The sequence below is a fragment of the Roseateles sp. P5_E4 genome (assembly GCF_054049255.1).
The window spans coordinates 163,536-190,092 of the sequence record NZ_JBFUMS010000013.1; the positions used below are offsets into that span (position 1 = coordinate 163,536).

A 26,557-nucleotide genomic window follows, 5' to 3' on the forward strand; every position below is an offset into this window, starting at 1 on the left:
CGCTGTGTCGCGCCGGCGGCTCTCGGGTTATGCAAGGCTGGGAACCCGGGCGCACGCAGGGCACCCGTTGATTTCCAAGGCCGGCGACGCTGTAGTGCGAGCGCCGGTTCTTTCGTCGTGACTACAGGTCGTTGTCGCGGCGAGGGCAAAACTTGTCGATCAGCGCGGGCCCGTCATGGGTAAACAGGGGCTCATTGCTGGGGTCTTCGAGGTTCGTTGTGGACGATGATAGGTGGAAGATGCGAAAATCGGAACATCGGTTCACTAATTAGAAACCATGATTCCGCAACACTTGCGCGCTGCCTAAAGTCGTGGCATCGGAAAAAGTGGAACTGCGTTTCAACAAGCTGAACCACCTTGGCCACGACCCTCGCGCTGAACGGACGCAACAAAACATGGTGCTCAACAACTTCAACCTGGCCGGCAAGACGGCCATCGTCACCGGCTGCAATACCGGCCTGGGCCAGGGCATGGCGCTGGCGCTCGCCCAAGCCGGCGCCGACATCGTCGGCGTCAACGTGTCCGACCCGGATGAGACCAAGGCAGGCGTGGAAAAGCTCGGGCGCCGCTTCCTGGACATGCGTGCCAACCTGTCCGACGTGAGCGCCATTTCCGACCTGGTCGCCCAGGCCAGGACCTTCACGGGCGCGGTGCACATCCTGGTCAACAACGCCGGCATCATTCGCCGCGAAGACGCCATCAAGTTCTCGGAGGCCGACTGGGACGACGTGATGGACTTGAACCTGAAGTCGGTGTTCTTCCTGTCGCAGGCGGTGGCCAAGGTCTACCTGGCCCAGGGCAGCGGTGGCAAGATCATCAACATCGCCTCGATGCTGAGCTTCCAGGGCGGCGTGCGCGTGCCCTCGTACACGGCCAGCAAGAGTGGCGTCATGGGCATCACGCGGCTGATGGCCAACGAGTGGGCCTCGCACGGCATCAATGTGAACGCCATCGCGCCGGGCTACATGGCCACCAACAACACCGCCGCGCTGCGCGCCGACGAGCAGCGCAACAGCGCCATCCTCGACCGCATCCCGGCCGGCCGCTGGGGCAAGCCGGAGGATCTGGCCGGCCCGGTCGTGTTCCTGGCTTCGCAGGCTTCGGACTATGTCAACGGCTACACCATTGCCGTGGACGGCGGCTGGCTGGCCAGGTAAAACCCCTCGCCCAGCCTCGCATCGCTGCACGCGAGCGAGTCTGGTCTGGGACCGCGCTGCGTCTAGCGCCGCAGCGCTTCGGCAGGCACAACAGGTCCACTGGACTTGCCGTGTCCGGCCTCAGCCCCCGAGGGGACGGCGATGCTTGCCGGATCGACCGGCAAGCACATCGCCAGAGGGGCCGGCTCGGGAGCGGCCCAGCGCTCGGCCCAAAAAAGGATCACGCCATGAAATCCACCGAACGCAAGTTTGAATTCCTCACCCGCGAGGATCCCGACACCGGTGCGCGGGTCACGCGGCTGACGCCGCCGGACGTGACCTGCCATCGCAACTACTTCTATCAGAAGTGCTTCACGAACGATGGCCGCCAGCTGATCTTCGGCGGCGAGTTCGGCCCCAACCCGAGCCCGAACTGGAACTACCACCTGCTGGATCTCGACACCCAGCGCTGCGTCCAGCTCACCGACGGCATGGGCGAGAACACCTTCGGCGGCTTCCTGAGCCCCGATGACAAGCACCTCTACTTCGTGCGTGACAAGCGCCAGTTCATCCGCCTGGAGCTCGCCACGTTGGAAGAGGAGGTCCTGTACGTCGTGCCCGACGCCTGGGTGGGCTATGGCACCTGGGTCAGCAACAGCGCCTGCACAAAGATCGTCGGCATCGAGATATCAGCTGACGACTGGTTCCCGTTGAACACCTGGCAGAAGTTCAACGAGATGTTCCACAAGCGGCCGCTGTGCCGGCTGTTCAGCGTCGACCTGGCGACCGGTAAACGCACCGTCATCCTTGAGCAGCGCGGCTGGCTGGGCCACCCGCAATACCGCCCGTTCGATGACAACACCGTCGCCTACTGCCACGAAGGCCCGCACGACCTCATCGACGCGCGCATGTGGTTCATCGACGAGAACGGCACGAACCGCCGCTGCGGCAAGGAACATCTCGACGGCGAGAGCTGCACGCACGAGTTCTGGGTGCCGGACGGCAGCGCCATGATCTACGTCAGCTACAACGAGAAGTCGCCCGAGCGCTGGATCTACAGCCTCGACCCCGTCACTCTCGAGAACAAGCTGCTGACGGCCATGCCGCAGTGCTCGCACCTGATGAGCAACTACGACGGCACGCTGATCGTCGGCGACGGCGTGGGCAAGGTCAGCCATGACAGCACGGCCAGCAATGCGATGCTGGTGGGCGACCCGTATCTGCACCTGTTCGACCTGAAAGCCGGCACGACCCGCCCCATCGCGCGGCACGACAGCGGCTGGGACGTCTACAAGGACGACCGCCAGGTCACGCATCCGCACCCGAGCTTCACGCCGGACAACAAGCAGGTGCTGTTCAGCTGCGACAAGGAGCGCGCCAGCGGCGTCGAGCCGGCCCTCTACCTGGCCGACCTGTGAAGCTCGCGCTGGCCTTGGCCGCATCGCTTGCCGTAACGGCAGCTCAGGGGCAAGCACGCCCTCAGCTGCCGGCCGAGCAGGCCGCCGCGCACACCGCGGCGGCCTACCTCGGCGACTGGAAGCCGGGGCCGCTGGCCGACCTCACCGCGACGGCGCCTGACTTCGTCGTCAAGCCGGGTGAGTCGGTGCAAGCCGCCATCGACAAGGTGCCCGCTGAAGGGGCCAAGCGCTGGGTCATCCATATCCAGCCCGGCACTTACCGCGGTCCCGTCTGCATCAAGGACAAGGCGCCGCTGGCCCTCGTCGGCTCGGCGCTGGACGCCAGCGCCGTCGTACTCGTCGACAGCCGCTTCTCCGGCAAGCCCAAGGGCGAGAACGAGCCCGCCCACCCCTGCTGGCCCGAACTCGGCAAGGCCACCATCGGCACCAGCGGCAGCACCAGCATGCTGGTGCAGAGCAACGACGTTCAGCTCATTTCGCTGACCATTGCCAACGACGCAATGGACGGCGTGCGCCGTGGCGAGGCCTACCCGCCGGGCGTGGGCGAAAGCGGCGGTGCGCAGGCCGTGGCGCTGACGCTGATGGGCGACCGCATCCAGCTCGAAGGCGTGCGCCTGCTGGGCCACCAGGACACGCTCTACGCCAAGCGCCGCACGCCTGACGCGCCAGCCCGCCAGCTGATCCGCCACAGCCTGATCGCCGGCGACGTGGACTTCATCTTCGGCAACGCCGTGCTCGTCATCGAACACAGCACCATCCTCAGCCGCGCCAACCGCCGCACGCCTGGGCACGGCGGCATCGTCCTGGCGCCCAGCACGGCGCCCGACGTGACCCAGGGGTTTCTGATCACGCACAGCCGCTTGGTCGGCGAGCCCGGCATCGCGCCCGGCGCCACATCCATCGGTCGTGCCTGGGATGCGGGTGTCAAGGCTGGCACCTGGGTGGCCGGCACCAGCCCCAATGGCGCGGCCGTCGTGCGCGACAGCGAGATCGGCACCCACATCGGCCCCTGGTCGGCCAGCACCTCGCGCCGACCCTTCGACGCCGCCGGCAACCGTCTTTTCGAGTTCAACAATCAATGAGCTTTCAACGCCGCCACCTGCTGGCTCTCGCCGGCCTCTCTGCTCTGGGCGGTTGCGCCAGCGCGCCCCATGCACCCGTTGAAGCGCCTCTGGGTTGGGCGGGCGCCGGCGGCACGACCGGCGGGGCCAGAGCCATTCCCGAGCATGTCTTCGACGTTCACGATCGCGCCGGCCTGGATGCCGCGCTTCGCCTGGGCGACAAGCCCAAGATCATCCGCATCCACAAGCTGATCGACCTCTGCCCCGGCGGCGTCGAGGCATTCCGCGATCCCGAGTTCAACTTCGACGCCTTCGACCGCGCGTTCGACCCCGCCACCTGGGGCCGCGACGACCCCAGGGGGCCGCTGGAGGACGCCCGCAAGCGTTCCGAGAAGCGCCAGGCCGAGGTGTCCGTCGTGCACCTGCCGTCCAACACGACGCTGCTCGGTGCCGCACCTGGCGCCGGCTTCCAGCACGGCATGGTGCTGCTGGACAAGGTCAGCAACATCGTCATCCGCGACCTGCGCTTCTCCGACGCGTACGACCACTTCCCCGCCTGGGAGCCGCGCGACAACGTGCACGGCGAGTGGAACTCGGAGTACGACGCGCTGTCGCTGCGCGGTGCCGACCGCGTCTGGGTGGACCACTGCCTGTTCGACGACGGCAACCACCCCGACAAGCTCGAGCCCATCCGCCTGGGCCAGCGCGTGCAGCACCACGACGGCTTGCTGGACATCACCAACGGCAGCGATCTCGTCACCGTGTCCTGGTGCCGCTTCCAGGCCCACGACAAGACCATGCTGATCGGCAACAGCGACGGCCGCATCACGGATGACGGCCTGCTGCGCGTCACGCTGCATCACAACCACTTCCACGCCTGCAAGGAGCGCACGCCGCGGGTTCGCTTTGGCCGCGTGCATGTCGTCGCCAACCTCTTCAGCGCCGAGCGCGCCGAGGACTTTGGCTACTCCCTGGGCRTGGGCATCCGCTCGCGCCTGTACAGCGAGCACAACCGCTGGGAGTTGCCGCCCGAGATCAAGGCCGACCGATTGATCCGCCGCCTCAAGGGCAGCGCCTTCACCGACCGTGAAAGCCGGCTCAACGGCCAACCGGTGGACATCCTGGCCGCTTGGGCAGCCACGCACCCCGGCGAGACCTTGTCCGCTGACGTCGGCTGGCGCCCCGACGAGTCCTACGACGCGGCGGCCCTGCGCCCGGCCCGTCCCGATCAATTGGTTGAGCAAATCCGCGCAGGCGTCGGGCCGCGCCGCGCCTGAGTCAGAATCCGGCTACTGAAACACGCACCCGAAAGAATCGAAACGATGGACGACGACATTGCTGATTCCAAGCAGCCGGAGTCGGTTGCCGCGGTACTCAAGGTGTTCGCGATCCTGAACGCCCTGGGTGAGCGCAGTGACATCGGTATCACCGACCTGTCGGTGCGCCTGGCCATGCCCAAGGCCACGGTCTACCGTTTCCTGCAGACGATGAAGGGCCTGGGCTATGTGCGCCAGGAAGCCGACAGCGAGCGCTACGGCCTGGCCATGCGCATGTTCGAGATCGGCGCCAAGGCCCTGCCCTCGCCCGAACTCGTGGACCTGTCCAAGCACCACATGCAGATGCTGGCCGACGCCACTGGCGAGACCGTCCACCTGGGCAGCCTCATCGACAGCGAGATCATCTACATCCACAAGGTCGATTCGCGCCACATGCTGGGCATGTACTCGCGCATCGGCCGCCGCGCGCCGCTGCACTGCACGGCCATCGGCAAGGTGCTGATGGCCTGGGAACACCCCGAGCGCCGCGACCGCATCCTCGACGGTGCCGAGTTCAAGCGCTTTCGCGACAAGACCATCACGGAACGCCCGGCCTTCCTGGCCGAGCTGGAGCAGGTCAAGAAGCAGGGGTTCGGTGAAGACCGCGAAGAGTTCGACGATCACATCCGCTGCCTGGGCGTGCCCATCTTCGACCGCCTCGGCCAGCCCATCGCCGGCATGAGCGTGTCCTTCCCGACCTTCCGCTTCGATGTCGAGAAGGCGCCCGAGGTCGTCAGGATGCTGCAGACGGCCAGCAAGGACATCTCCGAAAAGCTGGGTTGCACCAGCTACCCGATCACGATCGCACCGTGAGTCGACCGCTCTAAAGCGTTGTCGCGCCTGGGACGCAGGGGCCTCCCCCGGGGTGCTTCAATGGCGGCTGTCGTGTGAACCAGCAGCCCCATGAGCCCCATCAACCGCCAGATCGTCCTCGCCTCCCGCCCCAAGGGCGAGGTCACGCCCGCCAACTTCCGCCTCGTCGAAGCGCCGCTCACCGCGCTGACCGAGGGCCAGGTGCGCGTGCGCAACCACTTCCTCAGCCTCGATCCCTACATGCGCGGGCGCATGAACGAGAGCAAGAGCTATGCGGCCTCGCAGCCGCTCGATGAAGTCATGATCGGCGGCACCGTCGGCGAAGTGGTCGAGTCGAAAAACGCCAATTTCGCCGTCGGCGACAAGGTCGTCGGCATGGGCGGTTGGCAGGAATTCCAGACCGTCGACGCCACCCAGCGCGGCGTGCTGAACAAGGTCGACACCGCCCACATCCCCCTGTCCGCCTACCTGGGCTCGGTCGGCATGCCCGGCGTGACGGCCTGGTATGGCCTGACGAAGATCATCAACGTGAAGGCCGGTGAAACCGTCGTCGTCAGCGCCGCCAGCGGTGCGGTCGGCAGTGTGGTCGGCCAGCTCGCCAAGGCGCGCGGCGCCCGCGCGGTGGGCCTCGCCGGCGGCGCCGACAAGTGCCGCTATGTCGTCGAGGAACTGGGCTTTGATGCCTGCATCGACTACAAGCAGCACCCCGACGTGCGCTCGCTGTCTGCCGCGCTGAAGGCCGAGTGCCCGAACGGCATCGACGGCTATTTCGAAAACGTCGGCGGCATGATCCTGGACGCCGTCCTGCTGCGCGCCAACGCCTTCAGCCGCATCGCGATGTGCGGCATGATTTCCGGCTACGACGGCCAGCCCATCCCGATGGCGGCGCCCCAGCTCATCCTCGTCAACCGCATGAAAGTCGAAGGCTTCATCGTGTCCGAGCACATGGAAGTCTGGCCCGAGGCGCTGAAGGAACTGGGCACGATGGTCGCCACGGGCAAGCTCAAGTTCCGCGAGTCGATTGCCGAAGGCATCGCCAGCGCGCCCGAGGCTTTCATCGGCCTGCTCAAGGGCAAGAACTTCGGCAAGCAGCTCGTCAAGTTGATCTGATGCGCTGGACCTGCCTGCGCTTTGACGAACTGAGCGTGCAGCAGCTCTACAGTGTGCTGGCCCTGCGCTCCGAGGTCTTTGTCGTCGAGCAGAACTGCGTGTTCCTTGACATCGACGGCCTCGACGCCAAGACCTGGCATCTGCTTGGTCACGGCGATGACGGCCAGCTCAAGGCCTATGCGCGGCTGATCCCACCGGGACTGAAGGCGCCCGACGCCCTCATCGGCCGCGTCGTCACATCGCCCGCGGCACGCAGTGGTGGCATGGGCCGCGCGCTGATGGCCGAAGCCGTCGCGCAGTGCGAGCAGTTGTGGCCCGGCCAGTCGATCACGCTGCATGCGCAGGCGCACCTGGAGCGCTTCTACGCAAGCTTCGGCTTCTCGCCCATTGGCGAGCAATACATGGAAGACGGCATCGCTCACCAAGAGATGCAGAAACGTAGCCCCCAATCGGCGCAAGCGCCTCAGCCCCCCGAGGGGGTTAAGAAGCCTCGGGGCGGCCCTTCGCCTTCTTAGGAGACCTGAACATGACCAAGAAAACCGCAGTCATCACCGGCGCCGGTTCCGGCTTCGGCCTGGAAACCGCCCGCCTCGCCGCCCGGCGCGGCATGAACCTCGTCCTCGTCGACGTGCAGGCCGATGCGTTGGACAAGGCCGCCTCCGAGTTCAAGGACGTCGAGGTGCTGGCCCGGGTCGTCGACGTGGCCAAGGCCGATCAGATGGAAGCACTGGCTGCGGCCGTGCAGGAACGCTTCGGCGCACCCCACTTCGTCTTCAACAACGCCGGCGTCGGCTCGGGCGGCCTGATCTGGGAGAACTCCCTGGCCGACTGGGAATGGGTCATGGGTGTCAACGTGATGGGCGTCGTGCATGGCGTGCGCCTGTTCACGCCCATGATGCTGGCTGCGGCCAAGGCCGACCCGGGCTACTCGGGCCACGTCGTCAACACCGCCTCCATGGCTGGGATGCTGAACCCGCCGAACATGGGTGTCTACAACGTGTCCAAGCACGCCGTCGTGTCGCTGTCCGAGACGCTGTACCAGGACCTGTCCCTGGTGACCGACCAGATCCATGCCTCGGTGCTCTGCCCCTTCTTCGTGCCCACCGGCATCAGCCAGAGCCACCGCAACCGCCCCGGCGAGTTCGCGGCGAGCAAGCCGACCAAGAGCCAGATGATTTCCCAGGCCCAGAGCGACAAGGCTGTGTCCTCGGGCAAGCTGACCGCGGCCGATGTGGCGGCCATGGTGTTCGACGCCATCGACCACAACAAGTTCTACATCTTCAGCCACCCGCAGGCCCTGGCCGGCGTACAGACGCGGCTGGAGGACGTCATGCTGCTGCGCAACCCGACCGATCCCTTCCTCGATCGGCCCGAGATCGGCGCCGGCCTGCGCGCCAAGCTGCGCGCCGATTGAGCCCGCCCAGCGGGGCCTGACCATCGCGTCGGCCTCGCGGGCCCCCTTGCGCAGCGACTGCAGCTGCACTGAGCCCTGCCGGCCCCAGCCGGCAGGGCTCAGTGCATGGGGGAACGAGAAGTTCAGGCCACCTGCGACCGGTTCAGCCCAGGGTTGACGGCAGGTCCCAAAGCATCTGTAAATGGGATACTTGCTTCACGGAACGGCAGGCCACAAAAAATGAAACTGTCTTCCAGTTAAATGAGAGACAGCAAGTCATGAGCAAAACGATCTCGATGAGGCACACGCTGAGCTACGGCGGCGCCAACCTGCTGGGCAGCGGTGCCCTGGCCATTGCGGCCGCATGGCTGCTCTATTTCTACACGACCTTCTGCGGTCTGACGGTCGTCGAGGCGGCCACGATCTTCTCCCTGGCCAGCATCCTGGACGCCATCAGCAACCCCGTGATGGGGTATATCAGCGACAACTTCTACAACACGCGATTGGGCCGAAAGTTCGGGCGCCGGCGTTTTTTCATCTTGACGGGCATACCCCTGGTGCTGCTCTATCCACTGATGTGGATCGAGGGTTTCGGGTTCTGGTACTACCTGAGCATGTATGCCCTCTTCGAGCTGGTCTATACCTCGATCATGGTGCCGTATGAAACCCTGGCGACCGAGATGACCACGGATTTTTCGGCCCGCTCCAAACTCACCGGCGCCAAGGCCATGTTCGGCAAGGCGGCCAACTTCCTGGCCGCCTTCATCCCGGCCCAGCTCTTCCTGGTCTACAGCAAGGAATCGGCCACGCCCTTCCTGCTGACCGGCATCATCTACGCCCTCATCATGTGCGGCGCCATGACCGCCCTCTACCTCTCCTCTTGGGAGCGGCCCGTGCATGAAGTGGCGCAGGAGCGTGCCGGCAGCCTGGGCCAGGCGCTCAAGAAACTCGGCATGGACATGCTGTCCACCTTCCATCTGAAGATCTTCCGCAAACACCTCGGCATGTATCTGCTGGGGTTTGGGGCGGAATGGCTGTTTGCTTCGATATTTACTTACTTCATCGTCTTCTGCATGGGGCAGGACAAGTCGGTTGTCGGCTATCTGAACAGCTTCAGCTCGGTGATGCAGCTGATATCGACCATGCTATTCATCGGCCTGTGCATCAAGTTCGGTTTTGCGCGCCCCTACCGTATTGCCCTGCTCATCGTTTGCGGCAGCGTGCTGGCCTATACGGCGCTGTTCTACCTGGGTTGGAGCAAGCAGACCACGGCCATCGCCCTCTTCGCCGTCACGGCCGTGTTCGGCCTGGGCACCGGCGGGGTCTACTACATCCCCTGGACGGTCTACACCTTCCTGGCCGACGTCGATGAGGTGCTGACCGGGCGGCGGCGTGAAGGCATCTATGCCGGCGCCATGACCTTCGCGGGCAAGATCACGCGCTCGGCTGTCGTCTTTGTCATGGGCTGGATCCTCGGCCAGTTCGGCTTCCTTTCCGGCCAGGCCACACAGCCGGAGAGCGCGATCAACGCCATCGTCGGCATCTTCACGCTGGGCGTCATCGGCCTGGCGCTGGGCGGCATCTACTACACCACCCAGATGAAGCTCGACCGCAAGAACCACGCCGTCCTGCTGGAAGAAGTCGCCCGCATCAAGGCCGGTGGCCGCATCGCCGACGCCCCTGCGCAGGCCCGCGCCGTGGCCGAGGAACTGACCGGATGGAAGTACGAGCAGTGCTGGGGCAACAACGCCCTGGCGCCGGCGGGGGCGAAACCGGCGGTACGGGCCTGACGGGCGAGGAGCTCCGTAGGCTGCACGGCCCAAACACAGCGCCGCGAGCACCGGTTCCTAGAATCGGGCATGCATCCCAAAGATCTCACGGCCGATATCGCCATCATCGGCGGCGGCCCTGCCGGGCTGATGGCGGCCGAAGTGCTGGCCGCCGCCGGCCTGGCGGTCACCGTCTTCGACGCCAAGCCCAGCGTGGGCCGCAAATTCCTGCTCGCCGGCAAGGGCGGGCTCAACCTGACCCATTCCGAGCCCTTCGAGCCCTTCATCGGCCGCTTCGGTGAGCGCGCCGCGCAGATCGAGCCGCTGTTGCGCGCCTTTGACGGCGACGCGCTGCGCGACTGGGCCTCGGGACTGGGCGTCGAGACCTTCGTCGGCACCTCGGGCCGCGTGTTTCCGAAAGACCTGAAGGCTGCGCCGCTGCTGCGCGCCTGGCTGCACCGGCTGCGCGCGGCCGGCGTGAAGTTCGCGATGCGGCACCGCTGGACGGGCTGGGCTGACGATGGCGCGCTGCGCTTGGACACGCCCGACGGTGAACGCCTGGTGACACCACGCGCCACGCTGCTCGCGCTGGGTGGCGCTTCCTGGCCCCAACTCGGCTCGGACGGCGCCTGGGTCGAGCGGCTCGCCGCGCGCGGCGTCGACATCGCGCCGCTGCATCCCGCCAATTGCGGCTTCGACGTGGGGCCCACCGCGGCCCACGCCGGAGGCCCCGGCTGGAGCGAACGCTTTGCCACCGAGTTCGCCGGCCAACCGATCAAGCCGGTCGCACTCGAGACCGAAGGCTTCGCGAATCGCGCTGGAGAGTTCGTCTTCACGGCCACAGGCATCGAGGGCTCGTTGGTGTATGCAGCGAGCAGCACATTGCGCGAGCAGATCGCGCGTGACGGCGTCGCCACGCTGCACCTGGACCTGCTGCCCCAGTTGGCGCCCGAGCGCGTGCTCGCCGAGGTCAGGCACCCGCGCGGCAGCCGATCCCTGTCCTCGCACCTGAAGAGCCGCCTGCACCTGAACCCACTCAAGCTCGGCCTGCTGCACGAGTTGCTGACGCGTGAGCAGATGCTGGACGCCACTACGCTGGCTGCCGCGCTGAAGCATCTGCCGCTGACGCTGCACGCGCCCCGCCCCGTGGCCGAAGCCATCAGCACGGCCGGCGGCGTGCGCTTCGAGGCGCTGACCGGTGGCCTGATGCTGACCGCCCTGCCCGGCGTTTTCGTCGCCGGCGAGATGCTGGATTGGGAGGCGCCCACCGGCGGCTATCTGCTGACGGCCAGCATGGCAAGCGGGCGCGCAGCAGCCGCCGGGCTTGCGGCTTGGCTGACGTCCTGACAGTCACAGCTGGTTGCAATCCAACCGGCAGGCATCCCTAGCCCTTGGGTGCCACGGGGACGGAGTGAGCCGAAGCGACTCCTAGACTCCGCCGTCCCTGCTAACGCCTCATCTCATGACGTCCCTGCGCCTCGCCACCCTGGCCCTGAGCTTGACCGCCGCGTTCGCCCACCTCCCAGCATCGGCCGACGCGACCTTGCCGCCCATTTCCCTGGGCATGCCCAATGCGTCCAACCTGTACGGGCTGGAACTGAACCAGTGGTTTGTCGCCACCAACGAGGCCACGGCCGGCACGATCATCGACGGCACGCTCAGCCAGGACGGCGCCTGGTTGAACTTTCCGTCCGCTGCCCAGCTGAGCCGCAGCGCGACTGACTCGCAAGCCGTCAATGACAAGCTGGCCTCGGCCTTCGCCCGCGTCGGACCGACCAGCCTCGGTGCGTCGGCCTCCGCGCTGGCGCCGTTGAATCCGACCGCCATCAGCAGCGTTGCAGTCGGCCATTCCTTCGTGGGCTACTGGGCCATGCTGGACCAGGACACGACCGTTCAGTTTGACCTGAAGCTTGATGGCCATCTGGCGACGACGGGTGACCGCGCCCTGGGCGCCGACCGCTCGGGCGCTGCCGTCACCGCCTTCGTCGTCGGCTCGCAAGCCAACTTCACGGCCGAAAGCCAGTACGCCTTGTTCAAGGCCGCGGGGCTCGATGCCTTCGAAGTCGGGGGCGATCCCCTGCTGCAGCAACTCATTGCCGCCCACCCCAGCACGCAGACCCATCTCGACGTGTTCGGTGTGCAAAGCGACACCATGAGCCGCTCGCTGGACGTCGACACCACCCTCCACGTGAGCGCCAATGGCACGCGGATCGACTGCCAGACTCCCATCTCGCCCGCCTGCGGCCGCTACTTCTACATGGTGGGCGCCTTCCTGTTCACGGGTGCGCAGAACGGCGGCGCCGCCGATTTCTCGCACACGCTCGACGTCACGAGCATCCGCATCGGCAACGACGCGCCACAGCCCTTCAACGCAGTCTCAGCCGTGCCCGAGCCGGCATCGGCTGCGATGCTTGTGGCCGGCCTCATCGGCCTGGGTCTTGCCACGCGCCGCCGCCTGCGCTGCTGACACTCAGGGCCCGCCGGTCCGCGGCAGCGGGCGGGCCCTGCGCGACGGAAAACCTGGAGAAGTCGCGCGACGGGTTTCAGGTATCCCGTTGCAGGAAACCCGTGTGGGAAAATCGCAGGCTTTTCGCCCGATTTCCAGAGCCCGTTTTGGACAACAAGCTGATCGTTTCCCAGATTGCCGCCGAGCTGAAGGTGAGGCCCGCCCAGGTGCAGGCTGCCGTCGAGCTGCTGGATGGTGGGGCCACCGTGCCCTTTATCGCCCGCTACCGCAAGGAGGCCACCGACGGTCTCGACGACATCCAGTTGCGTGAGCTGGACGCGCGCCTGGCCTACTTGCGCGAGCTGGCCGAGCGCCGCGAGGCCGTGCTCAAGTCCATCGCCGAGCAGGGCAAGCTGACGCCGGAGCTCGAAGCCGCCATCCGCATGGCACCGACCAAGCAGGAGCTGGAAGACCTCTACCTGCCTTACAAGGTCAAGCGTCGCACCAAGGGCCTGATCGCCCGTGAGGCGGGGCTGGAGCCGTTGGCGGACAAGCTCTTCGCAGACCCATCACTGACGCCGCTCGATGAAGCCGCGAGCTTCATCAACGCCGAGGCCGGTTTTGCCGATGCCCACGCGGTACTGGACGGCGTGCGCGACCTGCTTGCCGAGCGCTGGGCCGAGGATGCCGTGCTGGTGGGCAAGCTGCGCGAATGGCTCTGGGACGTCGGTCTCTTCCAGTCCAAGCTGATGGACGGCAAGAGCCCGGACACGCCGGACAACGCCAAGTTCCGCGACTACTTCGACTACGCCGAAACCATCAAGACGGTGCCGTCGCACCGCGCGCTCGCCGTCTTTCGCGGCCGCACGCTGGAGCTGTTGGATGCCAAGCTGGTGCTGGACGAAGAAGTCATCGCCGGCCAGCCCACCCTCGCTGAAGGCCGCATCGCGAGCCACCTCGGCTGGCGCCATGCCAACCGCCCCGGTGACGCGCTGATCCGCAAGACCGTGGGCTGGACCTGGAAGGTCAAGCTGTCGCTGAGCCTGGAGCGCGACCTGTTCGCCCGGCTGCGCGAGGCGGCGGAAGCGACCGCCATCAAGGTCTTCGCCGAGAACCTGCGCGACCTGCTGCTGGCCGCACCCGCCGGCAAGCGCGTCGTCATGGGACTGGACCCGGGCATCCGCACCGGCGTGAAGGTGGCGGTCGTCTCCGACACCGGCCGCGTGCTGGACACCTCCACCGTCTACCCGCACGAACCCCGCCGCGATTGGGATGGGAGCCTGCACACGCTGGCCAAGCTGTGCGCAACGCACGGTGTCAACCTGATCGCGATCGGCAATGGCACGGCCAGCCGCGAGACCGACAAGCTGGCCGGCGAGCTGATCAAGAAGCTGCAGGCGCTGGACGCCTCGGTGCAGATCGAGCGCGTCGTCGTCAGCGAGGCGGGCGCTTCGGTCTACTCGGCGTCGGAGTTCGCTTCCAAGGAGCTGCCCGACCTGGATGTGAGCCTGCGCGGCGCCGTATCCATCGCGCGCCGCCTGCAGGACCCGCTGGCCGAACTGGTCAAGATCGACCCCAAGAGCATCGGCGTCGGTCAGTACCAGCACGACGTGAACCAGAGCGAGATGGCGCGCACGCTGGACGCCGTCGTCGAGGACTGCGTGAACAAGGTCGGTGTGGACCTGAACACCGCCTCGCAGGCCCTGCTGGCCCGCGTGTCGGGCCTGTCGGCGTCGGTCGCCAGCAGCATCGTGCGCTGGCGCGACGCGAATGGCGCCTTCAAGAGCCGCCAGCAATTGCTGGACGTCAGCGGCCTCGGCCCCAAGACCTTCGAGCAGGCGGCAGGCTTTTTGCGCATCCGTGGCGGCGACAACCCATTGGACTTCAGCGGCGTCCACCCCGAGACCTATCCGCTGGTCGAGAAGGCGCTCAGCATCCTCAAGCGCCCGGCCGCTGACGTCGTCGGCCGCAGCGAGGTGCTGCGCACGCTCAAGCCCGAACTGCTGGCCGACGAGAAGTTCGGCCTCATCACCGTCAAGGACGTGCTGGCCGAGCTGGAAAAGCCCGGCCGCGACCCGCGCCCAGACTTCAAGGTGGCGCGCTTCAATGACGGCGTCGAGGACGTCAAGGACCTGCAGCCGGGCATGCTGCTTGAAGGTACGGTCAGCAACGTTGCGCAGTTCGGCGCCTTCGTCGACCTGGGCGTGCACCAGGACGGGCTCATCCACGTCAGCCAGCTGTCCAACAAGTTCGTCAGCGACGCGCGAGAGGTGGTCAAGACCGGCGACATCGTCAAGGTCAAGGTGCTGGAAGTGGACCTGGCGCGCCAACGCATTTCCCTGACGATGAAGCTGGACACCCAGGCACCGCGAGGCCCGAAGCCGGACAACAACTTCCGCCCCGCGGCGCGCAACGAACGTGGCCCGCGCCAGTCTCAGGACTTCCAGGCCCCTGCCGGCGGTGCGATGGCCGCGGCCTTTGCCAAGCTCAAGCGCTGACCTTCGTCATTGCCACAGCGAGCTGCCATGATCGCGGCCCGCACCGCGGGGCGTCGATTGGTGCCCCTGAACCCGCAACTGGTCGCAGCACCGCCGCGCCATGACAGCGCTGCCGCTATGGTGCGCGCCGCGCGCTGAATCGCATCTCTCGGAGTCCGTCTTGAAAACCCCCGCCCTCGCCTTGCTGCTTCTGCTCAGCCCAGCCCTGGTCCTGGCCCAGCAGGAGGTCGACCGCGCCTCGAACAACTCACCCACGCCCAGCAACAACCAGCTCGAGCGCGTCTCGGTGACGCGCCAGCAGACCGACACCGACCTGCGCCGCCGCGAGCCCGTGGCCAAGCAGCTCTATGGCCGCGACGAGCTGGACAAATACGGCGACACCCAGCTCAGCGATGTGCTCAAGCGCCTGCCGGGCATCAATGTCTCCGGCGGCCAGTTGCGCATGCGCGGCCTGGGCGGCGCCTACACGCAGATCCTCGTCAACGGCGAGCCGGCGCCCCCGGGCTTCAGCCTGGACAACCTGAACCCCGCCCAGGTCGAGCGGCTGGAGGTCAGCAAGGCCCCGACGGCCGACCAGAGCGCCCAGGCCATTGCCGGCACGCTCAACATCATCCTGAAGGACGCCCCGCGCGTCGTGCAGAAGGACCTGCGGCTGGGAATGGCCTATGCGTCGGAAAAGCCCGTCATCAACGCCGGCTTCACCTATGGCGACCGCGTCATCGGCGGCCTGGGTTTCGTGCTGCCGATCAATGTCCAACAGTGGAATTTCGTCAACGAGAACGAGGGCGACCGCGTGCGTGACCGCGGCCTCACCGGCCTGCGCAACAGCGGGCGCGACCGCTCGTTCGGCCAGGGCTTCAACATGGCGCCGCGCCTGAACTGGAAGCTCGGCGACGACGAGACGCTGAGCGTGCAGGGCTTCTTCATCCAGAACCGCTTCCGCAGCGAAGGCGCCAACACCACCGAGGTGCTGTTCGCAGACCCGGCCACGCCGAGCAAGAGCGTGCTGCCGCCCAGCCTGCTCGACACCACCCGCAACCGTGGCACCTTCTCGGCCCAGCGGGTCAATCTGCAATACAACAACCGCTTCGGCGAGGATCGCCGCATCGAGTTGCGCGCCGGTGCGGGCAGTGGCGGCGCGGACTTCAACTCCGGCTTCTTCGGCCGCAACAAGGACGGCACGCCGGCGATCGACCGCCTCACTACCGGCGAAAACCGCAATCGCAACACGACGCTGTCGGGCAAATACAGCCAGTACGCTGGCGATGCCCACACCGTGACCACCGGCGCCGAACTGGAACGTCGCACGCGTGACGAAAGCCGTCGCACCCAGCAGTTCGACTACCGCAAGGCCAACCCCAAATGGGAGGACCTGCTGACCGGCGTCGAAGGCCAGCCCTTCGACGCGACGATCACGCGCTCGGCCCTGTATGTGCAGGACGAGTGGGAGATCAACCCGCAATGGTCGGCCTATGCCGGCGTTCGCCACGAGCAGATCAAGATGGCCAGCGAAGGCGCAAGCAGCCAGTTCGCCAGCACCAGCAAGGTCACCACGCCATTGCTGCACCTGAACTTCAAGCCCGACCCCAAGGGCCGCGACCTGGTGCGCGCCAGCCTCACGCGCAGCTACAAGGCTGCCGACGTCCAGCAGCTCATCGCCCGGCCGACCGTCAACACCGATTACGAGGTGCGCGGTCCCAATGCCCACATCAACACCGAGCTTGGTCCCGACCGCATCGGCAACCCGCAGCTCAAGCCTGAACTGGCCACGGGGCTGGACGTGGCCTACGAGAAGTACCTTCCGGCCGGGGGGCTGATCTCCGTTGGCGTTTTCCATCGCCGCATCACCAACCTGATCCGCACCGACCGCCCGCGGTTGATGACCGTCGACTATGCCGACACGCAGCGCTACGTCATCACCCAGATCAATCTCAGCAAGGCCACGACCCAGGGCTTGGAGCTGGAGGTCAAGGGCCGCGCCGGCGAACTCTTCCCCAGCCTCTTCGAGCCCAGCACCAACCTCAATCTGCGTGCGTCGCTGAACCTGTACCGGTCCACGGTCGCCGACATCCCCGGCCCCGACAACCGTCTGGAAGGCCAGCAGCCATGGCAATTCAACTTCGGTGCGGACTATCGGTTCAAGACTCTGCCCATCAACATGGGATTCAGCGCACAGATCGCACCGGAGTTCGACGTACGCCAGAGCGTGCTGCAGAGCCAGACTTCGCTGGCCTCGCGCTCGCTGGACGCCTTCGCGGCGATGCAGGTCAGCAAGCAGGACAGCGTGCGCGTCAGCGTCAACGGCCTGTTCCAGCCCCAACAGGGCACGCGGGTCGTCATCATCAACACGCCCGACTACAACCTGAACCGTCGCGATCCGGTGCCATGGTGGGCAGTGAACTGGGAACACAAGTTCTGATCCGGGCTATCTTCAGCGCATGAGCTCGGGCACCCTGCAGGTCTTTGCCGGCCCGGCCGCGAAAGCGCGACTGGCCGAGCGCGGCCTGCGCGCCGAGGACATTGGCTTGATTCCCGCTGCCGCCGGCGGTCCCAAGGGGCTGATCCTCAACGGGCTGGACCGTTTCGTCTTCGGTGAATGGCTGCCGCAAAGCCAGCATCCGGTGCATCTCGTCGGCGCCAGCATCGGTGCCTGGCGCATGGCCACGGCTGCGCTGGCGCACCGCGACGTGCCGGATGCGTTCAACACCATGGCCGAGGCCTATGTGACACAGGAGTACGACGTGTTGCCCGGCGAGAAGCGCCCGCGGCCCGAGGGTGTCAGCAAGCGCTTCGGCGAGATCCTGGGCGATATCTTCGAGGGCCGCGAGGCCGAAGTGCTGGCCCACCCGCGGCTGCGCCTGCACGTGGTCACGTCGCGAGGCCGCGCTGGCTTGCTGGCGCGAGAAGGCAAGCTGCGCACGCCTCTGGGCTACCTCGGCGCGTTCGCGGCGAACGCCATGTCACGCCCGCTGCTGGGCCGCTTCCTGGAGCGCGTCGTCTTCTCCGACCCGCGCGACCGCCTGCCGCTGAAGCTCAACGACTTCACGAGCCGCGAGGTGCATCTGTCGCGCGCCAACCTGCGCGGCGCGCTGCTGGCAAGCTGCTCCATCCCCTTCTGGCTGCAGGCCCAGCACGACCTGCCCGGCGCGCCGCGCGGCGCCTACTGGGACGGAGGCATCACCGACTACCACCTGCACCTGGACTACCGCGCACTGCAGTCGTCCACCGCGCCGCTGGTGCTCTACCCGCATTTCCAGCGCCAGGTCGTCCCGGGCTGGCTGGACAAGGCCTTGAAGCACCGCCACCGCTCGACGGACTTCCTCGACAACGTCGTGCTGCTGTGCCCGTCGCCCGATTTCATCGCCAGGCTGCCCGGCGCCAAGCTGCCCGACCGCAATGACTTCATGGCGCTGGACGCCACCGAGCGCCGCCGCCGCTGGCGCGTCGCCGTGACGGAAAGCCAGCGCCTGGCCGATGAATTCGCTGCGTTGGCCCAGCGCGACTCCATTTCCGCCCTGCCGCTTTAGAATCTCGCCTTCCTCCCCTCACAAGAGCGAGAAAGGCACCCTGGTTATGACACCGCGAACTACGTTCCCGTTTACCGGTAGTTAGTCGGCCGCGGCTCGTCACGTCTTCTCGCCTTCGGGCACAAACAAAGCGCGGCAAGTGGCCGCGCTTTTTTGTTTGTCGCCTCTTCGGAGCACCCATGATTTCGATTCAACTCCCCGACGGCTCGCGCCGTGAATACCCCGCCGCGCTGTCGGTCGGCGACGTCGCCGCCAGCATCGGTGCCGGCCTGGCCAAGGCCGCCCTCGGCGGCAAGGTCGACGGCAAGGTCGTCGACCTCAGCCACGTCATCGACCACGACGTGCAGCTCGCCATCGTCACCGAGAAGGACGCCGACGGCCTGGAGCTGATCCGCCACTCGACGGCCCACCTGCTGGCCTACGCGGTCAAGTCGCTCTACCCCGACGCCCAGGTCACCATCGGCCCGGTCATCGAGAACGGCTTCTATTACGACTTTGCCTACAAGCGCCCGTTCACGCCCGACGATCTGGCCGCCATCGAGGCCAAGATGACCGAGCTGGCCAAGAAGGACGAGAAGGTCTCGCGCCGCGTGCTGCCGCGCGACGAGGCGGTGGCGCACTTCAAGGCCATGGGCGAGGCCTACAAGGCTGAGATCATCGAAAGCATCCCGGCCGACCAGGATGTGTCGCTGTATGCCGAAGGTGCCTTCGAAGACCTGTGCCGCGGCCCCCACGTGCCCAGCACGGGCAAGCTCAAGCACTTCAAGCTGATGAAGGTGGCCGGCGCCTACTGGCGTGGCGATCATCGCAACGAGATGCTGCAACGCATCTACGGCACGGCCTGGGCGACCAAGGACGACCTCCAGAAGTACCTGGTGATGCTGGAGGAAGCCGAGAAGCGCGACCACCGCCGCCTCGGCAGGGAGCTGGACCTCTTCCACATCGACGAGCACGCCCCCGGCGTCGTCTTCTGGCATCCCAAGGGCTGGACGGTCTGGCAGGAGGTGGAGCAGTACATGCGCCGCGTCTACCGCGACAACGGCTACCAGGAGGTCAAGGGCCCGCAGCTGCTCGACAAGACGCTGTGGGAGGCCACGGGCCACTGGGACAAGTACCGCGACAACATGTTCACGACGGAGTCGGAGAAGCGCGATTACGCGCTCAAGCCGATGAACTGCCCGGGCCACATCCTGATCTTCAAGCACGGCGTCAAGAGCTACCGCGACCTGCCGCTGCGCTTCGGCGAGTTCGGCCAGTGCCATCGCAACGAGCCCACCGGCGGCCTGCACGGCATCATGCGCGTGCGCGGCTTCACGCAGGACGATGGCCACATCTTCTGCACGGAAGACCAGATCCTGGCCGAGTGCGTGGCCTACACGGCCCTGCTGCAGAAGGTCTACACGGACTTCGGCTTCACGGACATCATCTACAAAGTCGCGACGCGCCCTGACGCCCGCATCGGCTCCGACGAGGTCTGGGACAAGGCCGAGCACGCGCTGATGGAATCGCTGCGTGCCTCGGGCGTGGACTTCATCATCTCCCCCGGAGACGGCGCCTTCTACGGCCCCAAGATCGAGTACACGCTCAAGGACGCCCTCGGCCGCCAATGGCAGTGCGGCACGATGCAGGTCGATTTCTCGATGCCGGGGCGCCTGGGCGCCGAGTTCGTCGACGAGGACGGCCAGCACAAGACACCCGTCATGCTGCACCGCGCAATCGTCGGCAGCCTGGAGCGTTTCATCGGCATCCTGATCGAGCAGCATGCCGGCGCGCTGCCCGTCTGGCTGGCTCCGACGCAGGTCGTGGTGGCCAATATCACCGACGCGCAGGCCGATTACGTGTCTGAAATTGTGAAATCGCTGCAAAAACAAGGGCTTAGGGCCTCGGCAGATTTGCGCAACGAGAAGATCACCTATAAAATCCGCCAGCATTCCATGCAAAAGCTGCCGTACATCCTCGTCGTAGGCGACAAGGAAAAGGCGAATGGCAGCGTTGCGGTACGCGCCCGTGGCAACCAGGACCTCGGCGTGATGCCCCTGCAGGACTTCCTCTCTCGGATCTCCGCAGACATCACCAACAAGGTCTGAAGCCTTTCGGGCGCGATTTGTTTTGTTTGGGCCTCTCGCCTGGGGGCCCGTTGAAAGGTCTACACCATCGCTACGTTTGCTGACCGTCGTGCGATTCCGGAGCGCAAGCACCGGTTGAACCGCGAAATCATGGCTCCCGAAGTCCGTCTGAACGGCCCCGAGAACGAACCCATCGGCGTCGTCAGCATCCAGGAAGCCCTGCGTATGGCGGGCGACATGGATGTGGATCTGGTCGAGATCTCTGCCACCGCCAATCCGCCGGTCTGCCGGCTGATGGACTACGGCAAGTTCAAGTACCAGGAGCAAAAGCGCGCTGCCGAAGCCAAGTCCAAGCAGAAGATCATCGAGATCAAGGAAGTCAAATTCCGTCCGGGCACGGACGAAGGCGACTACCAGATCAAGATGCGCAATCTGCGCCGCTTCATCGCCGAAGACGGTGACAAGGGCAAGGTCACGCTGCGCTACCGGGGCCGTGAAATCACCCACCAGGACATCGGTATGCGCCTGCTGGAGCGGATTCGCGACGAACTGGCCGACGTGGCGATCGTCGAGAACATGCCGAAGCTCGAAGGTCGGCAGATGATCATGGTCCTGGCGCCCAAAAAGCGCTAAAGACCGAAGAGTTCAACCCGCCGGTTTGGTCGCCGACGGGTTCATTAGTCTCCTGAGGCCAACAAGCGCGCCGGGCTCACCGGCGCCGCCCCAGGGACGCACTTAGAAGGAGCATCAACATGCCCAAAATGAAGACCAAGAGCAGCGCGAAAAAGCGTTTTCGCGTTCGTCCGGGTGGCACCGTCAAGCGCGGTCAGGCGTTCAAGCGCCACATCCTGACCAAGAAGACCACGAAGAACAAGCGTCAGCTCCGCGGCGCCGTCACCGTGCACGAAACCAACATGGGTCACATCGCTCAGATGCTGCCCTTTGCTGGCCTGTAATTCATCACTGACTCAAGGAGAAACACATGCCTCGCGTCAAACGTGGTGTAACCGCTCGTGCCCGTCACAAGAAGGTCTTGGCTCTGGCCAAGGGCTTCCGGGGTCGTCGTAAGAACGTCTTCCGCATCGCCAAGCAGGCGGTGATGAAGGCGGGCCAATACGCCTACCGTGACCGTCGTACCAAGAAGCGCGTCTTCCGCCAGCTCTGGATTGCCCGTATCAACGCTGCATCGCGTGGTCTGGGTCTGTCCTACAGCAAGTTCGTGGCGGGTCTGAAGAAGGCCCAGATCGAGATCGACCGCAAGGTCCTCGCCGATCTGGCCGTGAACGACCCGGCTGGTTTTGCCAGCATCTTCGCCAAGGTGAAGGCCGCGCTCGCCTGATTGCGATTCGCCCTGGCTCGCGTCGGGGCACGCAAACTTTCAGGGCCGGCCCACCAGGGTCGGCCCTTTTTCATTCCGAATTCCGAATGTCTGATCTCGACGCTCTTCTTGAAGCGGCACGCAGCGACTTTGCCGCCGCGCCAACGCCCGCTGAACTCGAAAACGCCAAGGCGCGCTTCCTCGGCAAGTCCGGCCGTGTGACCGAACTGATGAAGGGCTTGGGCGCCCTCAGCATCGAGGAAAAGAAGACTCGCGGCGCCGAGATCAACCAGCTCAAGGTCGGCATCGAAACCGCCCTGACTGCACGCCGCGACGCGCTCGCCGCCGCAGAGCTCGAGAAGCAACTCAAGGCCGAGGCCCTCGACGTGACGCTTCCCGGCCGCAGCCGCGGCACCGGCGGCCTGCACCCGATCACGCGCGCGATGGAGCGCATCGAGGCCATCTTCGCCTCCATGGGCTTCGACGTCGCGGACGGCCCCGAGATCGAGACCGACTGGTACAGCTTCTCGGCGCTGAACAACCCCGAGAACCACCCGGCCCGCTCCATGCAGGACACGTTCTACGTCGACATGAAGGACGAGAACGGTGCCTGGCTGAACCTGCGTCCGCACACCAGCCCGATGCAGATCCGCTACGCCCAGGCCCACGCCAAGTGCTACGCGGGCCAGGACACCATGCCCGAAATCCGCGTCATCGCGCCGGGCCGCACTTACCGCGTCGACAGCGACGCCACCCACTCGCCCATGTTCCACCAGGTCGAAGGCCTGTGGGTGGGCGAGAACATCAGCTTCAAGGACCTGAAGGCGGTCTACCTGAACTTCATCACCGCCTTCTTCGAGACCGACCAGCTGCAGCTGCGCTTTCGCCCCAGCTACTTCCCCTTCACCGAGCCCAGCGCCGAGATCGACATCATGTTCGAGAGCGGCCCGCTGAAGGGCCGCTGGCTGGAGGTGTCGGGCTCCGGCCAGGTGCACCCGCAGGTGATCCGCAACATGGGCCTGGACCCCGAGCGCTACATCGGCTTCGCGTTCGGTTCCGGCATCGACCGCCTGGCCATGCTGCGCTATGGCGTCAACGACCTGCGCGCCTTCTTCGACGGCGACCTCCGCTTTCTCTCGCAGTTCAAGTAAATCGTTATGCAATTCCCCGAGTCCTGGCTGCGCGAGTTCTGCAATCCGCCGCTGTCCACTGAAAAACTGGCCGAACTGCTGACCATGTCCGGCATGGAGGTTGAAGAGCTGCGCCCCGTGGCGCCGCCTTTCCACGGCATCGTCGTCGCCGAAATCCTCGAAGCCGAGCAGCATCCCAACGCCGACAAGCTGCGTGTCTGCAAGGTCAACGCCGGCGGCGCCGAACCGCTGCAGATCGTCTGCGGTGCACCCAACGCCCGTGTCGGCATCAAGGTGCCGCTGGCCACCGTCGGCGCCGAGCTGCCCACCGATGACGCAGCCAAGCCCTTCAAGATCGGTGTCGGCAAGCTGCGCGGCGTCGAGAGCTTCGGCATGCTGTGTTCGGCCCGCGAGCTCAAGCTCAGCGAAGACCACGGCGGCCTGCTGGAACTGCCCGCCGATGCCGTCATTGGCGAAGACATCCGCAAACACCTGAATCTCGACGACACCCTCTTCACGCTGAAGCTCACGCCCAACCTGGGCCATGGGCTGAGCGTCTTCGGTGTGGCCCGTGAGGTGGCTGCGCTGACCGGCGTGCCGCTGCTCAAGGCCGAGTTTCCGCCGGTGAAGCCCGGCATCGACGACAAGCTGCCCATCCGTATCGAGGCGCCCGACCTGTGCGGCCGCTTCTCCGGCCGCATCGTCAAGGGCATCGACACCAAGGCCAAGACGCCTGCCTGGATGGTCCAGCGCCTGGAGCGCTGCGGCCAACGCTCGGTGACTGCCCTTGTCGACATCTCCAACTACGTGATGTTCGAGTACGGCCGCCCGTCGCACATCTTCGACCTCGACAAGATCAGCGGCGAGCTGGTCGTGCGCTGGGGCAAGGCCGGCGAGCAGCTCAAGCTGCTGAATGGCAACACCATCACGGTGGATGAGAAGGTCGGCGTCATCTCGGATGCACGCGAGGTCGAGTCCCTCGCCGGCATCATGGGCGGCGACCACACCGCTGTCTCCGACGACACGCGCAACGTCTACGTCGAGGCCGCCTTCTGGTGGCCCGAGGCCGTCATGGGCCGTGGCCGCCGCTACAACTTCTCCACCGATGCCGGCCACCGCTTCGAGCGCGGCGTCGATGCGTCGCAGACCGTCGAGCACATCGAACGCGTCACGCAGCTCATCATCGACATCTGCGGCACGTCTGGCACCCAGGTCGGCCCGATGGACGACCAGTCGCCCAACGTGCCCGCGCGCAAGCCCGTCGCAATGCGCGTGGCCCGTGCGGCCAAGGTCATCGGCATGCCACTGACGCAGACGCAATGCGAAGGCGCGTTCACGCGCCTGGGCCTGCCATTCACGGCCGCTGACGGCGTGATTACGGTGACCCCGCCAAGCTGGCGCTTCGACATCCTGATCGAGGAAGACCTCATCGAGGAAGTCATCCGTGTGCTGGGCTATCCGACGCTCCCGTCCACCGCGCCGCTGGCGCCCATCGTGGGCCGCACGGGCTCGGAATCGCACCAGAGCACGCATGCGCTGCGCCGCGCCGTCGCCGCACGCGACTACTTCGAGACGATCAACTTCAGCTTCGTCGAGGAACGCTGGGAGCGCGAGCTGGCCGGTGTCACCGACCCCATCAAGCTGTTGAACCCCATTGCCGCGCCGCTGTCGGTGATGCGCACCAGCCTGATCGGCAGCCTCGTGCAGGTGCTGCGCCACAACCAGGCCCGCCGCGCGACGCGCGTACGCGTGTTCGAGCTGGGCCGCGTGTTCAAGCGCGATGCCGCAGTCGCCAATGGCCCACTGTCGGTCGCCGGCATCGAACAGCCGCTGCGCCTGGGCGGCCTGGCCTGGGGGCCGGCGGATCAGCAGCAGTGGAGCCAGCGCGACCGCGCCGTCGACTTCTTCGACGTCAAGGGCGACCTCGAAGCGCTATTCGCACCGCAGACGCTGAGCTTCGAAACCGCCGAGCACCCTGCCCTGCACCCCGGCCGCAGCGCAAGCGTCAAGCTGAACGGCGTCGCCATCGGCATCGTCGGCGAACTGCACCCGCGTTGGCGCCAGGCCTATGAGATCAGCGGCAGCGCCCCCGTCGTCTTTGAGCTCAATCTCGACGCCGCGCTGACTCGCACGCTGCCGCAAGGCCAGCCGCTGCCGCGCCAGCAGGCCGTGCAGCGCGACCTGGCCCTGGTCGTCAAGGACAGCACGCCCCACGACGCACTGATGGCCACCATCACGGCCGCTGGCGGCGCGCTGCTGCGTTCAGCCAAGCTCTTCGACGTCTTCAAACCCGCTGCTGGCGCCAGCATGGATCTGCAACCCGACGAGCGCTCCCTGGCCGTGCGCCTGGAACTGCTCGACGACGAAGCCACATTGACCGATGAGCGCATCGATGCGGCCGTGGCCGCCATCGTGGCCGCTGTCGGCGACCAGCTCGGCGGCCGCCTGCGCGGCTGACCCCAGGAACAGGAACACGAATGGACGCGAACGACGCCAAGAAATCCGAATCCGCTGCGGTCGTCATCGGCAGCCTGGAAACGCCCACCCTGACCAAGGCCGAGCTGGCCGAGCTGCTGTTCGACAAGCTCGGGTTGAACAAGCGCGAGTCCAAGGACATGGTCGAGGCCTTCTTCGACATGCTGCACGACAGCCTCGTCAAGGGCCAGGACGTCAAGCTCTCGGGCTTCGGCAACTTCAACATCCGCCGCAAGGCGCCACGCCCGGGGCGCAACCCGCGCACCGGCGAGTCCATCCCGATCAAGGCCCGCAACGTCGTGACTTTTCACGCCTCCCACAAGCTCAAGGGGTTGGTGCAAGGCGATACGCCCAGCGGCGAAGACTTCGAGTAGAGTCTGACGCCTTGCCTCAGCTTTCGCTCCGAAGCCCTTGATTTCAATGGACAAAGCGCTGCCTTCCATTCCCGCCAAACGCTACTTCACCATTGGTGAGGTCAGCGAGCTGTGCGGTGTGAAGCCGTATGTCCTGCGCTATTGGGAGCAGGAGTTCACCCAGCTCAAGCCCATGAAGCGGCGCGGCAACCGGCGCTATTACCAGCACCACGAGGTGCTGCTGATCCGCCGCATCCGCGACCTGCTCTACGACCAGGGCTTCACCATCAGCGGCGCGCGCAACCAGCTCAGCGAAGGCCTGCCATCGGCGGCCGCGGCGCAGAACTTCCGAGATGAAGCCGAGGCCGCACAGGCGCTCGAAGCCATGGATGGGGAACTCGACGGTGACGACGACGCCAGCGCGCCGGTCGAACTGGCGCATCTGCCCGCCGTCCGGTTGGCATCGCATGCACATGCCCAGCCGCTGAAGGCCTCCGGGGCATCCTTGACACTGCCGGTGCTCGCCGTGGACCCGCTGACCTCTCTGGAGCAGGTTCGAGCCGAACTTCTTGCGATCCGAGCCAGCCTTCTGGGCTGAAAGCGCAATTCCTCGGTTATACTTTTTGGCTCAGTCGGGGCGTAGCGCAGCCTGGTAGCGCACTTGCATGGGGTGCAAGGGGTCGCGAGTTCGAATCCCGCCGTCCCGACCATAAAACAATAAGAGAATC

The 26,557-nt window shown here is 66.0% G+C and carries 22 protein-coding genes and 1 tRNA gene; all 23 read left to right on the forward strand.

The window, feature by feature from the left end:
* The first annotated feature begins 395 nt into the window (after positions 1-395).
* Positions 396-1,157: a 2-dehydro-3-deoxy-D-gluconate 5-dehydrogenase KduD gene (kduD, locus tag ACXJLH_RS23490; RefSeq protein WP_057300515.1), complete on the forward strand. Its 762-nt coding sequence runs from the start codon at positions 396-398 to the stop codon at positions 1,155-1,157.
* Positions 1,158-1,384: 227 nt separating this feature from the next.
* Entirely contained in the window at positions 1,385-2,554 is a 1,170-nt protein-coding gene (locus ACXJLH_RS23495) for an oligogalacturonate lyase family protein (protein WP_457446606.1), read from the forward strand.
* Positions 2,551-3,636, forward strand: coding sequence for a pectinesterase family protein (locus tag ACXJLH_RS23500; RefSeq protein ID WP_457446608.1), 1,086 nt, complete (start codon positions 2,551-2,553; stop codon positions 3,634-3,636). The genes ACXJLH_RS23495 and ACXJLH_RS23500 overlap by 4 nt, the downstream gene beginning before the upstream one ends.
* Positions 3,633-4,892, forward strand: coding sequence for a pectate lyase family protein (locus tag ACXJLH_RS23505; protein ID WP_457446610.1), 1,260 nt, complete (start codon positions 3,633-3,635; stop codon positions 4,890-4,892). The genes ACXJLH_RS23500 and ACXJLH_RS23505 overlap by 4 nt, the downstream gene beginning before the upstream one ends.
* A gap of 45 nt (positions 4,893-4,937) precedes the next feature.
* Positions 4,938-5,744, forward strand: a complete 807-nt coding sequence (kdgR, locus tag ACXJLH_RS23510; RefSeq protein ID WP_457321418.1) for a DNA-binding transcriptional regulator KdgR — start codon at positions 4,938-4,940, stop codon at positions 5,742-5,744.
* Between the two features lie 90 nt (positions 5,745-5,834).
* Positions 5,835-6,854, forward strand: a complete 1,020-nt coding sequence (locus ACXJLH_RS23515) for an NADP-dependent oxidoreductase (RefSeq protein WP_457446612.1) — start codon at positions 5,835-5,837, stop codon at positions 6,852-6,854.
* Positions 6,854-7,369, forward strand: a complete 516-nt coding sequence (locus ACXJLH_RS23520) for a GNAT family N-acetyltransferase (RefSeq protein ID WP_457446613.1) — start codon at positions 6,854-6,856, stop codon at positions 7,367-7,369. The genes ACXJLH_RS23515 and ACXJLH_RS23520 overlap by 1 nt, the downstream gene beginning before the upstream one ends.
* 11 nt (positions 7,370-7,380) lie before the next feature.
* Entirely contained in the window at positions 7,381-8,268 is an 888-nt protein-coding gene (locus tag ACXJLH_RS23525; RefSeq protein ID WP_457446615.1) for an SDR family oxidoreductase, read from the forward strand.
* A 257-nt stretch (positions 8,269-8,525) separates the two neighbouring features.
* The gene (locus ACXJLH_RS23530; RefSeq protein WP_457446617.1) at positions 8,526-10,037 is read left to right on the forward strand and encodes an MFS transporter; all 1,512 of its coding nucleotides are present in this window, start codon (positions 8,526-8,528) and stop codon (positions 10,035-10,037) included.
* Between the two features lie 69 nt (positions 10,038-10,106).
* Positions 10,107-11,363, forward strand: coding sequence for a TIGR03862 family flavoprotein (locus tag ACXJLH_RS23535; RefSeq protein WP_457446618.1), 1,257 nt, complete (start codon positions 10,107-10,109; stop codon positions 11,361-11,363).
* A gap of 115 nt (positions 11,364-11,478) precedes the next feature.
* A complete protein-coding gene (locus ACXJLH_RS23540; protein ID WP_457446620.1) occupies positions 11,479-12,483 on the forward strand; it encodes a PEP-CTERM sorting domain-containing protein in 1,005 nt (334 codons plus the stop codon).
* A gap of 146 nt (positions 12,484-12,629) precedes the next feature.
* Positions 12,630-14,960, forward strand: a complete 2,331-nt coding sequence (locus ACXJLH_RS23545; protein WP_457446622.1) for a Tex family protein — start codon at positions 12,630-12,632, stop codon at positions 14,958-14,960.
* Between the two features lie 160 nt (positions 14,961-15,120).
* Positions 15,121-17,379: a TonB-dependent receptor plug domain-containing protein gene (locus tag ACXJLH_RS23550; protein ID WP_457446624.1), complete on the forward strand. Its 2,259-nt coding sequence runs from the start codon at positions 15,121-15,123 to the stop codon at positions 17,377-17,379.
* Between the two features lie 19 nt (positions 17,380-17,398).
* Positions 17,399-18,487 carry a patatin-like phospholipase family protein gene (locus tag ACXJLH_RS23555; RefSeq protein ID WP_457446626.1) on the forward strand — a complete coding sequence of 363 codons (1,089 nt, stop codon included), beginning with the start codon at positions 17,399-17,401 and terminating at the stop codon, positions 18,485-18,487.
* A gap of 179 nt (positions 18,488-18,666) precedes the next feature.
* Positions 18,667-20,574: a threonine--tRNA ligase gene (thrS, locus tag ACXJLH_RS23560; protein WP_457446628.1), complete on the forward strand. Its 1,908-nt coding sequence runs from the start codon at positions 18,667-18,669 to the stop codon at positions 20,572-20,574.
* A gap of 66 nt (positions 20,575-20,640) precedes the next feature.
* Positions 20,641-21,186, forward strand: a complete 546-nt coding sequence (gene infC, locus ACXJLH_RS23565; protein ID WP_082532663.1) for a translation initiation factor IF-3 — start codon at positions 20,641-20,643, stop codon at positions 21,184-21,186.
* A 119-nt stretch (positions 21,187-21,305) separates the two neighbouring features.
* Positions 21,306-21,509: a 50S ribosomal protein L35 gene (gene rpmI / locus ACXJLH_RS23570; protein WP_056197410.1), complete on the forward strand. Its 204-nt coding sequence runs from the start codon at positions 21,306-21,308 to the stop codon at positions 21,507-21,509.
* Between the two features lie 26 nt (positions 21,510-21,535).
* Positions 21,536-21,892 (forward strand): 50S ribosomal protein L20, encoded by a 357-nt coding sequence (gene rplT / locus ACXJLH_RS23575; protein ID WP_025564000.1) that lies wholly within the window; start codon positions 21,536-21,538, stop codon positions 21,890-21,892.
* Between the two features lie 86 nt (positions 21,893-21,978).
* Positions 21,979-23,022, forward strand: coding sequence for a phenylalanine--tRNA ligase subunit alpha (pheS, locus tag ACXJLH_RS23580; RefSeq protein WP_457446630.1), 1,044 nt, complete (start codon positions 21,979-21,981; stop codon positions 23,020-23,022).
* A gap of 6 nt (positions 23,023-23,028) precedes the next feature.
* Positions 23,029-25,458, forward strand: a complete 2,430-nt coding sequence (pheT, locus tag ACXJLH_RS23585; protein WP_457446632.1) for a phenylalanine--tRNA ligase subunit beta — start codon at positions 23,029-23,031, stop codon at positions 25,456-25,458.
* 20 nt (positions 25,459-25,478) lie between these two features.
* Complete coding sequence (locus ACXJLH_RS23590) at positions 25,479-25,850, forward strand: integration host factor subunit alpha (protein WP_056197414.1); 372 nt, start codon at positions 25,479-25,481, stop codon at positions 25,848-25,850.
* A 46-nt stretch (positions 25,851-25,896) separates the two neighbouring features.
* Positions 25,897-26,427 (forward strand): MerR family transcriptional regulator, encoded by a 531-nt coding sequence (locus ACXJLH_RS23595; RefSeq protein ID WP_056197417.1) that lies wholly within the window; start codon positions 25,897-25,899, stop codon positions 26,425-26,427.
* Positions 26,428-26,462: 35 nt separating this feature from the next.
* Positions 26,463-26,539 (forward strand) — tRNA-Pro (locus ACXJLH_RS23600).
* Positions 26,540-26,557: the final 18 nt, after the last annotated feature.